Consider the following 12,340-nt stretch of genomic DNA (forward strand, 5'->3'; position numbering starts at 1 on the left):
GCTGCGCGTGCACAATCGCCCCCATGCTGACTTATCCCCACATCGACCCTGTCGCCCTGCAGATCGGCCCGCTGGCCATCCACTGGTACGGCCTGACCTATCTTGCGGCTTTTGGCCTGTTCATGCTGCTGGGCATCCGGCGCCTGCGGCACGAACCGTTTGCCTCCATCACCGGCCCTGGCGCATGGTCGCGCAAGGACGTGGAAGACATCCTGTTCCTGGGGGTGGCGGGTGTGGTGGTGGGGGGGCGCCTGGGGTATTGCCTGTTCTACAAACCTGCGTATTACCTGAGTCACCCCCTGGAAATCTTTGCCGTGTGGCAAGGGGGTATGGCCTTTCACGGTGGCTTGTTGGGCGTGATAGCGGCCATGTTGTGGTTCGCACATTCGCGCAAGCGCCCCTGGCTGCAGGTTGCCGACTTTGTGGCGCCCTGCGTGCCCACGGGTTTGGCCGCAGGGCGGGTGGGCAACTTCATCAACGGCGAACTGTGGGGCCGTTTTGCCAGCCCGGACCTGCCGTGGGGCATGGTGTTTGCACACAGCGGTTCCCTGCAGCCACGCCATCCGTCGCAGGTTTACCAGTTCCTCTTGGAGGGCTTGCTGCTGTTCATCCTGCTGTGGCTGTATGCGCGCAAAGAACGTCGCCAGGGCCAGGTGGCCGCCGCATTCCTGGTGGGTTATGGCACCTTCCGCTTTATTGCCGAATACTTTCGCGAGCCCGATGCGTTCCTCGGCATCCTGTCCTTGGGTATGAGCATGGGCCAGTGGCTGTGCGTGCCGATGATCGCCGCGGGCGTGGGCCTGTGGGTGTGGGCACAGCGCCAGCCCGCGGTGGCGCAAAAAATCAGTTGAAATTGGCCTCTAGCGCTTAACTGGTAAGCGCTAGCAGCTATAAAAATAGCAGCGCTTGCCATTGCAAGGTAAGTGCTCTGCCGGTGGGTGAGGCGGGACGATGTGTTGACCCGCCTCCGCCGCGCTTCCCGTGCGGCTTTTTACCGAAATAAAACGGCCCTCGTGTTGCATCTCTGCACCATGGGTGCACCGTTTGTCGCCCCATCAGCACATTTCAGGGTTTTCCTCTTGTGATTTTGCGTAATTATGAGAAATTACGAACTATTCAGAGTGATGTTGACGTTTGGCGGCATTTGAAGCCGCGTTGGCAGCAAAAGATGCAGGCGTTTTGCCTGCGCACCCTGACACCCTGGAGTTTTCCCCGCACCATGCGCCCGGTTCCCAACTCACTGCACGACGAAGCCGCCTCGCGCTTGCGCGAGCAAATCTTTGCGGGCGCCTTGCCCCCCGGGAGTTTTCTGGACGAAGCGGCCTTGTGCGAGCGGCTCGCTATTTCGCGCACGCCGCTGCGCGAGGCGCTCAAAGTGTTGGTGGCGGAGGGCTTGCTGCGCCACGAACCGCGCCGCGGCTGCTTTGTGGCTGAGATCACCGAGCGCGACCTGGACGATCTTTTTCCCGTGATCGCGCTGCTGGAGGGGCGGGCGGCCCATGAGGCCACGCGCAAGGCGGTCGCGGCGGATGTTGCGGCGCTTGAGGTGTTGCACCAGCGGCTGCAGCAGTTTGCCGCTGAAGGCCTGATTGCCGACTACTACGAAGCCAACTACGCCATTCACGAGGCCTTCATCACACTGGCGGACAACCGCTGGCTGGCCCAGGTGATTGGCGATCTGCGAAAGATCCTGCGCCTGGCGCGAGCACAAACGCTGCATGTGCCGGGCCGCCTGCAGCAAAGCCTGGCCGAGCACCTGGCAGTGTTCGCCGCGCTCAAGGCGCGCGACTGCGACGCCGCCGAAGAGGCCATGCGCAACCATCTGTTGCGCCAGCGCGATGCGCTGCGCGACGTAGCCCGCAACCAGCAATCGAGGCTCACCCCATGATCAACAGCACCCCCGAATGGATCACCCGCAGTGTGTCGCGCCTGCGCACGGCAGCGCCCGCCGCAGACAAGCCCGCTGACAAAACCGGCGAGAAGGCAAGCGAGAAGGCGACCGACAAACCGGCCCGCGCCGGGCTCGACAAATCGGTGACCGATGTGGTGGCCAAGGTCGCCGTACCGCGTTCCACCAACGAGCGGCTGCAGGCCACGCTGCGGCGCGGGCAGGAGGCTCTGTCGCCCCGCGCGCTGCGCCGCCTGCTGGCCGACCTGCAGGAGGTGGTGGCCCCGCAGGTGAGCGAGATCGAAGGTGGCCGCCGCGCCCAGGCCGTGGCCGAGTGGTATGCCAAGGCCGAGCCCGAAGAGCGCCGCGACATGTGGCTGCTGATGTGCGAGCAGTTCGCCCCCGACGCCACGCGCTTCAAATCGGCCCGCCAACGCTACGAAGCGGCGGCTGGCACGGCCGAAGAAGGCCAGGCCGAGATCAGCCTGCGCCGCGCACTGGTATCGCCGCGCACGCGGCTGCTGCAGCGTTTTTCTGCGTTCCCTGAAGGCATGCGGTTCTTGCTGGACATGCGTGCCGAGCTGCTGCCCCTGCTCAAGTCCGACAAGCGCCTGTTGGCGCTGGATGCCGAGCTGGAGCACCTGTTCTCGACCTGGTTTGACGTGGCCTTTCTGGAGCTACGCCGCCTGTCGTGGGACTCGCCCGCTTCGCTGATTGAAAAGCTCATCAAGTACGAGGCCGTGCATGACATCCGCAGCTGGGCCGATCTGAAAAACCGGCTCGACAGCGACCGCCGCTGCTACGGCTTCTTTCATCCGCGTTTGCCCAACGAGCCGCTGATCTTTGTGGAGGTGGCGCTGGTGGACAAAATCTCGTCCAGCATCACGCCTTTGCTCGACGAAGCGGCGGCACCCGCTGACATCGGGCGGGCCACCACGGCGATTTTCTATTCGATCAGCAACACCCAGACCGGGCTGCGCGGTGTGAGCTTTGGCGATTCACTCATCAAGCATGTGGTGGAGACCCTCACGGCCGAATTTCCCCGGCTGCGCACCTTTGCCACGTTGTCGCCGATTCCGGGTTTCCGCGCTTGGCTGGGCAAGCATGCCGGTGCGATGCTGGAGCGCCTGGATGACAAGCGCCGCACCGAGCTGGGCCGGGCCGTGGGCTTTGAACCCCCGCAAGCCACCCATCTGCTGGCTGCGCTCGACAAGGCCACCGACCTCGATGCCCGATCGCCCGTGCGCCAGATGCTGATGGAGTGCGCCGCACGCTACCTGGCCCGTGAGCTGCAGGACGGAAAGCCAGTGGACCCGGTGGCCCGCTTCCACCTGGGCAACGGAGCGCGGGTGGAACGCCTGAACTGGGCGGGAGACCCGTCCAGCAAAGGACTGAAACAATCGTACGGGCTGATGGTGAACTACCTGTACGACCTCAAGCGCATCGACAAGCACCGCAGCTTGCTCGCGCAAGGCAAGGTGCCGGTGTCGGGGGACATCGACAGCCTGTGCCGTGACTGACCGCAGGCCCCGGTGCCGCGCAATGCCATCATCGTCATCATCGGCGCAGACAATGGCCGATGGACCCCCTCAGAGGGGAGCCAGCCGATGGTGGCAAGTGCCTGGCACGGTTTTGAACGGTGGGGCACCGTAGGCCTGCTTTCCTTTTTTACAACGACGACAGGAGACAAGGAATGAAAGACATGCGAATTCAGCGCCGCGAGGTGCTGCTGGGGGCTGCTGCCACAGGTTTGGGGCTGGCCACGGGCACGGTGCCTGCATGGGCCCAGGCATCGGCCTGGCCCACCAAACCGGTGAACCTGGTGGTGCCGTTCCCTGCGGGCGGCGGCACCGATGCCTTTGCGCGCCCCTTGGCAGCGCAGTTCTCCAAGGCCACCGGCAAGACGCTGGTGATCGACAACCGAGGGGGCGCGGGCGGCACCGTGGGGGCCAGCTTTGCCTCCAAGGCCGCACCAGACGGCTACACGCTCTTCATGGGGGCCGTGCACCACGCGATCGCCCCGTCGATGTACCCCAAGCTCGACTACGACCTGGAGAAGGACTTCATTCCGCTGTACCTGCTGGCCAACGTGCCCCAGGTGGTGGTGGTCAACCCCAAGAACGTGCCGGTCAACAACTTCCAGCAGTTCATGGACTATGTGAAGCGCAACCCCGCCAAGCTCAATTACGGGTCTGCGGGCGCTGGCACGTCGCACCACCTGGCGGGCGAGCTGTTCAAGCAGCAGACGGGCACCTTCATCACCCACATCCCCTACCGGGGTGCCGGCCCCGCGCTGCAGGACCTGATTGGTGGGCAAGTGGACATGATGTTTGACGGGCTCGGTTCCTCGGCGTCCCACATCAAAGGTGGCCGTATCAAGGCACTCATGGTGTCGGGCCCCAAGCGCAATGCCGCGTTCCCAGACGTACCCTGCGCCGCCGAAGTTGGCCTGCCCGACTACACCGTCACCACCTGGTACGGCCTGTGGGCACCCAAGGGCACCCCCGCCGATGTGCAGGCGCGCATCGTGGACGAGGTGCGCAAGCTGGGCAGCGCCGACGAACTCAAAACGATCTGGGCCAACAACGGTGCCGAATACGGCGGCATGACCCAGCAGCAGTTTGCGGGCATGGTCAGCAGCGAGGTCAAGCGCTGGGCGGCGGTGGTGAAGGCCTCTGGCGCAAAGCTTGATTAACCCCCCCAGAAGGTGTGAATGAACCCGCCATGCCCGCTCGTCCCGCAAAAACCCGCCCCGTCGTTGTTGCATATGCTCGCCATAGCCGCGCTATGGCTGCGCTTTGCGCCTAGACGGAGCGCGTTTGTGCGGTCCGCTCTGACACGCCGGATTCATACACACCTTCCGCGCTTCGCGCCTTCCCCCTGAAGGGAGACGCCACCCGTGGCCTGGCAGAGCCAGTTCCACGGTGGCACTGGCGATGGCGCTGCGCCGGTTTTTGCGGGCAGTGGACTTTGCAAACGTGATGGGCAACGAATATGTCGGGTGAAGTGTTGATGGAAGCGGGTGAGGGCGGTGTGGTGCATGTCACGCTGCGCCACACCGGGCGGCTGAACGCCATGTCGCGACCCATGTGGCGGCAGCTGCGTGCGGCGTTTGAAGACATCCAGCAGCGCAGCGATGTGCGCTGCGTGCTCATTGCGGGGGAGGGCGATGCCTTCTGTGCGGGCGGTGACATTTCGGAGTACCCCGGCTTTCGGTTTGATGTCGCTGCCTTGCGGGACTTTCATGAGAACGACGTCTGGGGTGGGCTTAACGCCATGCTCCAGTGCGATGTGCCTGTGGTGGCGCAGATCCGTGGCGCCTGCATGGGTGCCGGGGTGGAGATTGCCAGCTGCTGCGACATCCGCGTGGCGGGCAGTGGTGCGCGTTTTGGCGCGCCGATTGCCAAGCTCGGTTTCCCGATGGCCCCGCGCGAGGCGCAGCTGGTGGCGGGTGCTGTGGGTGACGTGACCGCACGCCAGATGCTGCTGGAGGCCGCCACCTTCAGCGCCTCTGACATGCTGGCGCGCGGCTTTCTGAGCCGTGTGGTGGCCGACGACATGGTGGCCACTGAGGCCTTGGGCAGCGCACAGCGCATCGCAGCACTGGCGCCGCAGGCCGCCCGCATGAACAAGCAGACATTTCGGGCATTAAAAATGCCTCTAGCGCTTGATGGTAAAGCGCAAGAAGCTATGAAAAATATAGTAAACGGGGCGCCTGACCCCTATGCCTACGCGGACAGCGCCGAGCACCGCGAAGGCATCACCGCGTTCCTAGAAAAACGCGCGCCGTTGTTTTGACGGGCCCCGCCCGCCTTGTTGATCCAAACCTTTAAAACCGTCCAACTGCCATGAGCCAAAACAACCTCTTCAGCGCCCTGCGCGCAGCCTTCCCGTCTGACCTGGACAGCACCGCCGTCGAGACCATGGCGGCAGACGGCACCCCGCTGTTCTACACCTGGCGCGACCTGGACCGCGCCAGCGCCCGCATCGCCAACCTGCTCGCATCGCTCAAGCTGCCCCAAGGCAGCCGCGTGGCCGTGCAGGTGGAAAAGTCCGTCGAAGCCATGGCCCTGTACCTGGCCACGCTGCGCGCGGGCTACGTGTTCCTGCCACTCAACACCGCCTACCAAAGCGCCGAGATCGAATACTTCATCGGCAACGCCGAGCCCGCGGTGGTGGTGTGCTCGCCCGGCAACTTCGGCTGGGTCAGCAAGATTGCCTTCACGCTGGGCACGCAGCATGTGTTCACCCTGGGCGACGACCGCACCGGCAGCCTGCTCGAGCGCGCCACCCACCACAGCGATGAGCACCAGGCCGTGGCCCGCAGTGCCGACGACCTGGCCGCCATCCTCTACACCAGTGGCACCACCGGCCGCAGCAAGGGCGCCATGCTTACGCACGGCAACATGCTGAGCAACGCCGTCATGCTCAAGGACTACTGGGGCTGGAAGAAGGGCGATGTGCTCATCCACGCACTGCCCATCTTCCACGTGCATGGCCTGTTCGTCGCCATCCACGGTGCGCTCATCAACGGCAGCAAGATGATCTGGATGGCCAAGTTCGACCCCAAGGCCGTCATCGGCGCCATGCCCCGCGCCACCGTGTTCATGGGCGTGCCCACGCTGTACGTGCGCATGCTGGCAGAGCCCGGCCTGACCAAAGAGGCCGTGAAGAACATGCGCCTGTTCATTGCAGGCTCTGCACCGCTGCTCATCGAAACCTTCAAGGAATGGCAGCAACGCACCGGCCACACCATTCTGGAGCGTTACGGCATGAGCGAAACCATCATGCTCACCAGCAACCCCTACAGCGCCGACAAGCGATACAAAGGCGAGGATGAGCGCCGTGGTGGCACCGTCGGCTTCCCCCTGCCGGGCGTGAGCCTGCGCGTGCAGGGCGACGACGGCAAAGACCTGCCCGTGGGCGAGATCGGCGGCATCCAGGTCAAGGGCCCCAACGTGTTCAAGGGCTACTGGCGCATGCCCGAGAAGACGGCGGAAGAGTTCACCAAAGACGGCTACTTCAAGACCGGTGACGTGGGCAAGGTCGATGAGCGCGGCTACGTCCACATCGTAGGCCGCAGCAAAGACCTCATCATCAGCGGCGGCTACAACGTCTATCCGGCAGAGATCGAGGGCTACATCAACGACATGCCCGGCGTGGCCGAAAGCGCCCTGGTCGGCGTGCCGCACCCCGACTTTGGCGAAGTGGGCGTTGCTGTGGTCATCGCCAAGCCCGGTGCCAAACTGGATGCCGATGCCATCGTGGCCCAGCTTAAGTCGCAGCTGGCCAACTTCAAGATTCCCAAGAAGTGTTTTGTGGTGGCGGAGCTGCCGCGCAATACGATGGGGAAGGTGCAGAAGAACTTGTTGCGGGATCAGTACAAGGGGTTGTTTGCCTGAAGTTGAAAGGCTGGCATCCAGGCCCGCCTTGGCGGGCCCGATCAGAACAAGCATCGGAATGCGTCCATCCGCAGAATTTTAGGTTTGCCTAAAAGGCGAGGGCATGCATACTGCCAGCGAAATAGCCGTGTCGAAATGCGTTGTCAGACTTCTGTTGTTTTGATTTTTTCGCCTAAATCTAGTTAGGCATTGCAATGGAGAATTTCGTGAGCCAAGAAGCACCGGTTCAAACTAGTGACCCATTCATTCAAAAACTTCATGAGTTCTACGGCTCCACCCTTTTCCAGCAGAAGGTCAGCTTTTGGAGCAGTGTCGTTGCTTCTGCGGCGGGCCTAATCGTTGTGATTCTTGCGTTCATTGCCTATTTCTACGACCGGAATAAATTGAGCGAATCCGTAGTTCTTGGGGTCGCTGGCGTAGTCGCGCAATTCATTTCAGCTGCATTCTTTTACGTACACAACAAGAGTACTTCGCAAGCCCTTGAAGGCTTCGGCAAGCTCGTGAAACTTCAAGATACAAAGCTTGCAGTTGATCTCGTCGCGCGTATGGACCCCAAGAACCACGACTATATGTATATGAGCATCATCAACGTCCTCATTCTTCGTAATGAACCAAATCGTGACCTCACTCCAGACCTTGTCCGAGCATTGCAGGAGACTGGTAAACAGAACAAGCCCTAACAATTTATTCAAGCCGATGCCGCTTTGCGTCTCGGCTTAACTCAGGCGTTAGGCCATGAAGAATCGCATCCCCTTCGCAGTGATCGCCTTGGCCTTGGTTACTGGCCTCGGGTACTTTGTGGCCGGCGAAAAAATCGATAGACAGCTTTGTGGTGTTCGAAATGGAAAGTGGGCATCCGTCGATGGGGTGTGCATAGCGCGGACTTGTTTAAAAATGGAAGCTGTGGATCTTGGGCCAACCCGGTTGCTTCCTGCAAAAATCTTAGCGCGGGCTCTCCAAGATCAGAGGTGTATTTCCAATTGGGTATGCCAGAAAGCTCAACCGAATCTTTGGCGACATGGAGTGCAGCCAAGGGAAGTGACAAGAAAATTACCGCCGATTTTAAAGGAGACCGTCTTGCTTCGCTCAGTTGCCCCGCCTAACCCGGCAGTCAAGCTGACCCGCCAAAGGCGGGCAGCTTACTTTGTCCGTTGTGCTTCAGTGAACCAAGTCAATGATTGAGCGTCTGGCGGAACTTCTGGATCTTCCCGATGCGGACTATTGGTCTGATGTTGGGTGTATCGAGGCGCGTTCCATCATTGATGCAGACCCGCAGTTGGTTATGTGCCAGATCAAAAGCCAATGGAGATCGTGGCCGGAACCACGACAGGAGCACTTGGCTTACATACTTGGAGAGGGAACGCATCCACTGGAAAGGGAAGTCCTCCTCGAGATGGCATCCTCTAGTGCTCCCGGCGTCGTTATGTCCGCCCGAGAAGCGCTACGTGGAATTCCTGGCAGTGAGGCATAACCTGACAGTCAACCGGACACCCAAATGCTGCGCATTTGGGTTCCCTTCGCTGGCGCTTCGGTGCCGGTTACTTCTACGTTATGCCTCATGAGGTGGCCGCAATGAGCGTCTGGCAAGTACTTGGCATCGGCGAAGGTTTCGTCCGCTCCGGAAAAGTTGACTCGTTCGAGTTGTCCGGATTTGTTCAAGCTCCCAGCGCACGTGAAGCGGCGAGCCGAGCCCTGTCAATTGCAAAGCAGCAGGTCGCTGAGCTGACTCAGATGAACGAAGCGGCTCAGCGCTGGCCGCTGATCAACTGGAACGAAATCCAAGAAGCGGACGCGCTCGCATTGAGCCCAGGGCAGCTAGACAAGGTTGAACTTCACTGGGCGAGCGATGCGGCATAACCATTCATTGCAGCCGACCTGCGCCAGCTTCGCTGACTGGTCGGCTGAATTCAAACGTTATGTTTTATTAAAGTAATATCGTCATCCGAAATATGGGGAGTCTATGAACACTGGTCGCAATACACTTTTGATATTTATCGTTTCTGTACTTCTTAGCGCCTGTGTTGCGCCAACAACAATCGCTTCCAATAAGGCGGAAAATTACAATAAAGAGCCAAAACGTATTTTTGTACTGACCGATGTAGGTAGTGAATTTGGGAAAGATTTTTTCGATTCCTTCCAAGCAAAGCTGGGTGCTATTGCAAGAGATTGCGGTGCCGCTTTAGAGGTGAGCAGAATTTCTTCATTAGAGCTGGATGAGAAAATTCATCTCAATAAAATGAAAATGTTTAAAGCCGATACTATTATGAGTGTTCGCCGAAATGGTGGAACAAGAAATGAATACGGCATTTTTCATGCAATCTATAATGTCAAATTAGTTGACGTGCAAACCAATAAAGCGGTGTGGAGAGCAGATACTAATTTTTATCGCGGTGGAACTGCTATTCCAATAAAAGAGCGTGGTGAAGCTCTTGCCGTTGATATAACTAATAAAATAAAGGAAGATAAAATATTTCGCTCCTGCGAAATAATAAAATCTAAAACATAACAGGTCGCTCAACCTGACTCGCATATCCAGACCGCCATTAACTCCAGCGCTTCGCCCTTCTCAAAGGTTTCTCCTTGGGGGTTTTGGCGCTCTGCTGGGCTCCGGCTGCGTTCGCTTCGTCGGTTTCAGGCTTTTTTGGCCTCTGGCGCCTGTGCTGCAAGCGCTACCAGCTATCAGTCTTGTAGCGCCGTGCACCCTTCGGTACCCAGCGCTTTTGCGTGGGCTGCGCCCTTCTCCAATTCAGGGTGCTCCCTTTTGGCCTTCGGGTCTCACTGTTCGTCGCAGCCGACTGCTACGCGGCGGCTGAACTCAGAGCGTTAGAGAGAATTCGATGCGCTTCGAGAGATTCATGAATTGGTTTTGCTGCTTGGCCGTCGTTGACCGCATAAAGCTGTGTGCATAGTCAGATGCGGTGTGCCAAATGCCATCGGTAGCAATGTGGAATCAGTCTATTTCAGCCTCGTCAGACCTCATCAATGAATCGCCGCATCCTCGCCGTCGCCCTCGCAATTGCCCTGTTTGCGATTATTGGGGCATCCCTTGCACCCCTATTTTTGACTCCTCCGGTTCCCCAATGTCCCTACTTGAGCACACCGGTGCGGTTTACCAAAATTGATAGTCGCCCAGTGCAAGTACGTAGAGGAACGCGCCAGTTCATCGCCCAGTTTCCGGTGGTGGAATACAGCTACGTCGTTTCCGGCAAGAGCTACACCAGCACCAGGATGTTTTGCTCAGACAGTGATGGTTTCAGAGCGGATTGGTCCAAGGTGGACCGCTTCTTTCACATTGCCAGAAATGGCGGTGAACTGGTGGCGTGGTTTCCGCCGTCATCACCCGAGTCGGCGTGCATCTCCATCGATGCGGACTTCGATTACTCCGTGGTTTCCAGCACCTCTTCGCAGTGCCGGGCGCATTGAAGTCTGCCCTTGGGTGGGTGGGGGGGTGAGGGGGCTTCGTGCCCGCGCGGGCGGATGCTGCCGAATGCTTCGTTTGGCAGCGGGGTCGTGCAAACAGTGGTTGCTATACTATTGATAGCTTGTTGCGGTTGATAGATAAGCGCTAGGGCCCTATTTGATTAAAAACTGTTCGTGCAGCGCCAGGGGCTTCCATCCCACGCGCAGGCCTGCCAGCGCAGGGATCTGGCTTCGTCAACCCGCTGTGACCTTGGCCGTGGTGACGGTGTTGGCGCTCCCCAGTCCTTGCGGTGGTGCGCAAAAGATGCAGCCTGCCCCAGCCTCTGCCGTCACAGGCGCAGCCGCCCCTTCCCCATGGTTGCAGCAATGCTCCAGCCACCCGGCCACCAGCCGGTACACCGACAAGTTGGTGCGGGCCGTGGGCGCGCACAGGTAGTAGCCCAGCGGGCTGTCAAAGCGGTCCTTCAGGGGCTCGACCAGCGTACCGGCCTGCAGTTCGTCTTCCACCAGACAGGTGGGCACAATGCCCACGCCAAAGCCTGAGACTGCTGCGCGGATGATGAGTGAGTAGAGGTTGAAGCCCGGCCCGAAGCGGCTGGCGCTGGTGTCCAGGCGATGTGCTTCCAACCAGTCTTGCCAGGCCAGGGGCACCTCGATGTGTTGCAGCAGCGTGGCGCGCACCAAGTCTTCCGGAGTGTGCAGGGGCAGGGCGTCGCGCAGTTGGGGATTGCAGACGATGCAGGTCTCTTTGCCGATCAGATAGCGCGCATTGGCGCTGGGCCAGTTGCCGTAGCCGTACTGGATGGCAGCGTCGAACTCGTGCGGCGTCGCAAAGTCGTGCGCGTGCTGGTAACGCACAAAGTTCAGCGACACCTGCGGCAACGTGCGCTTGAAGTGGCCCAGGCGCGGAAACAGCCACGGCACCCCAAATTGGGCAAGCACGAGGCGCCGAACATTTGGACGGGAATGAAAAAAACACCGAGCGGGTGTCTAGCCTTCTCGGTGTTTTGCTATGTATTTAATAGCTTTTAGCGCTTTATGGATAAGCGCTAGAGCCTGTTTTTATGCTTGAATTCGTGCTTAACGCAGCACAAGCACAGGGATGTGCGAGTGCGTCAGCACGTGCTGCGTCTCGCTGCCCAGCAGCAGGCGCTTGAGGCCCTTGCGGCCGTGCGATGCCATCACGATCAGGTCGCACTTGTGCTTCTTGGCGGCCGAGATGATGGCTTCGGCCACGAGGTCGGACTTGGCGATGACGGCCTTGACTGCCACGCCTTGGGCGTCGCCCTGGGCCTTCACACCATCGACCATGGCCTGTGCCGCATCGCCCCATTGGGTTTCGATGCGCTTGACGTCGTTGGTATCGACGGGCATGCCGCCCTCGAAGTAACTGCGGGGGTAGCGGGGCACCACCTTGAGGGCCACGGCAGAGGCGCCGGTGAGCGCGGCCAGCGACAGTCCGTGTTCCACGGCCTTGTCGGAAAGGGGTGAGCCGTCCGTTGCGATCAGGATGCGTTTGTACATAAAGGTCTCCTCAAAGTGATGGAACAAGCTTAGGATGAATCATGTTCTGGGACTTGATGCAGGTCAATGTACCTGTCATGCCCGAACGATAGGCTTGAACCATGTC

13 protein-coding genes are annotated in these 12,340 nt (G+C 60.0%); 11 read left to right on the forward strand and 2 right to left on the reverse strand.

Annotated features, from left to right (window positions below):
* The first annotated feature begins 23 nt into the window (after window positions 1-23).
* From lgt to C8C94_RS02690, 11 genes are all read left to right on the forward strand, one after another.
* Window positions 24-851: a prolipoprotein diacylglyceryl transferase gene (gene lgt, locus C8C94_RS02645; protein ID WP_121419615.1), complete on the forward strand. Its 828-nt coding sequence runs from the start codon at window positions 24-26 to the stop codon at window positions 849-851.
* A gap of 368 nt (window positions 852-1,219) precedes the next feature.
* On the forward strand, window positions 1,220-1,888 hold the full coding sequence (locus C8C94_RS02650) for a GntR family transcriptional regulator (RefSeq protein ID WP_121422656.1): 669 nt from the start codon (window positions 1,220-1,222) through the stop codon (window positions 1,886-1,888).
* Complete coding sequence (locus tag C8C94_RS02655) at window positions 1,885-3,408, forward strand: malonyl-CoA decarboxylase (protein WP_121419616.1); 1,524 nt, start codon at window positions 1,885-1,887, stop codon at window positions 3,406-3,408. The genes C8C94_RS02650 and C8C94_RS02655 overlap by 4 nt, the downstream gene beginning before the upstream one ends.
* 173 nt (window positions 3,409-3,581) lie before the next feature.
* Entirely contained in the window at window positions 3,582-4,583 is a 1,002-nt protein-coding gene (locus C8C94_RS02660; RefSeq protein WP_121419617.1) for a tripartite tricarboxylate transporter substrate binding protein, read from the forward strand.
* A 299-nt stretch (window positions 4,584-4,882) separates the two neighbouring features.
* A complete protein-coding gene (locus C8C94_RS02665; RefSeq protein WP_121419618.1) occupies window positions 4,883-5,686 on the forward strand; it encodes an enoyl-CoA hydratase/isomerase family protein in 804 nt (267 codons plus the stop codon).
* A gap of 50 nt (window positions 5,687-5,736) precedes the next feature.
* Entirely contained in the window at window positions 5,737-7,290 is a 1,554-nt protein-coding gene (locus tag C8C94_RS02670; RefSeq protein WP_121419619.1) for a malonyl-CoA synthase, read from the forward strand.
* Between the two features lie 206 nt (window positions 7,291-7,496).
* A complete protein-coding gene (locus C8C94_RS02675; protein ID WP_147433216.1) occupies window positions 7,497-7,970 on the forward strand; it encodes a hypothetical protein in 474 nt (157 codons plus the stop codon).
* Window positions 7,971-8,862: 892 nt separating this feature from the next.
* Window positions 8,863-9,147, forward strand: coding sequence for a hypothetical protein (locus C8C94_RS02680; RefSeq protein WP_055395182.1), 285 nt, complete (start codon window positions 8,863-8,865; stop codon window positions 9,145-9,147).
* Window positions 9,148-9,250: 103 nt separating this feature from the next.
* Window positions 9,251-9,796 carry a hypothetical protein gene (locus C8C94_RS25395; protein WP_147433217.1) on the forward strand — a complete coding sequence of 182 codons (546 nt, stop codon included), beginning with the start codon at window positions 9,251-9,253 and terminating at the stop codon, window positions 9,794-9,796.
* A 135-nt stretch (window positions 9,797-9,931) separates the two neighbouring features.
* The gene (locus C8C94_RS02685) at window positions 9,932-10,117 is read left to right on the forward strand and encodes a DUF1010 domain-containing protein (RefSeq protein WP_370449713.1); all 186 of its coding nucleotides are present in this window, start codon (window positions 9,932-9,934) and stop codon (window positions 10,115-10,117) included.
* Between the two features lie 155 nt (window positions 10,118-10,272).
* Window positions 10,273-10,713, forward strand: coding sequence for a DUF3592 domain-containing protein (locus tag C8C94_RS02690; RefSeq protein ID WP_121419622.1), 441 nt, complete (start codon window positions 10,273-10,275; stop codon window positions 10,711-10,713).
* Window positions 10,714-10,944: 231 nt separating this feature from the next.
* On the opposite strand, the gene C8C94_RS02695 is transcribed toward C8C94_RS02690, so the two are convergent.
* Window positions 10,945-11,652: a LysR substrate-binding domain-containing protein gene (locus C8C94_RS02695; RefSeq protein ID WP_233573369.1), complete on the reverse strand. Its 708-nt coding sequence runs from the start codon at window positions 11,650-11,652 to the stop codon at window positions 10,945-10,947.
* Between the two features lie 138 nt (window positions 11,653-11,790).
* Window positions 11,791-12,234 carry a universal stress protein gene (locus tag C8C94_RS02700; RefSeq protein ID WP_055395188.1) on the reverse strand — a complete coding sequence of 148 codons (444 nt, stop codon included), beginning with the start codon at window positions 12,232-12,234 and terminating at the stop codon, window positions 11,791-11,793.
* Window positions 12,235-12,340 lie beyond the last annotated feature (106 nt).

It is taken from the genome of Acidovorax sp. 94 (assembly GCF_003634645.1).
Taxonomy (GTDB): Bacteria; Pseudomonadota; Gammaproteobacteria; order Burkholderiales; family Burkholderiaceae_C; genus Acidovorax; species Acidovorax facilis.

Bases quoted from the DNA above. Each gene is read 5' to 3' on its own strand.
- C8C94_RS02680 (WP_055395182.1), top strand. From the start codon at position 8,863: ATGAGCGTCTGGCAAGTACTTGGCATCGGCGAAGGTTTCGTCCGCTCC.
- lgt (WP_121419615.1), top strand. From the start codon at position 24: ATGCTGACTTATCCCCACATCGACCCTGTCGCCCTGCAGATCGGCCCG.
- C8C94_RS02660 (WP_121419617.1), top strand. From the start codon at position 3,582: ATGAAAGACATGCGAATTCAGCGCCGCGAGGTGCTGCTGGGGGCTGCT.
- C8C94_RS02650 (WP_121422656.1), top strand. From the start codon at position 1,220: ATGCGCCCGGTTCCCAACTCACTGCACGACGAAGCCGCCTCGCGCTTG.
- C8C94_RS02655 (WP_121419616.1), top strand. From the start codon at position 1,885: ATGATCAACAGCACCCCCGAATGGATCACCCGCAGTGTGTCGCGCCTG.
- C8C94_RS02670 (WP_121419619.1), top strand. From the start codon at position 5,737: ATGAGCCAAAACAACCTCTTCAGCGCCCTGCGCGCAGCCTTCCCGTCT.
- C8C94_RS02665 (WP_121419618.1), top strand. From the start codon at position 4,883: ATGTCGGGTGAAGTGTTGATGGAAGCGGGTGAGGGCGGTGTGGTGCAT.
- C8C94_RS25395 (WP_147433217.1), top strand. From the start codon at position 9,251: ATGAACACTGGTCGCAATACACTTTTGATATTTATCGTTTCTGTACTT.
- C8C94_RS02700 (WP_055395188.1), bottom strand. From the start codon at position 12,234: ATGTACAAACGCATCCTGATCGCAACGGACGGCTCACCCCTTTCCGAC.
- C8C94_RS02690 (WP_121419622.1), top strand. From the start codon at position 10,273: ATGAATCGCCGCATCCTCGCCGTCGCCCTCGCAATTGCCCTGTTTGCG.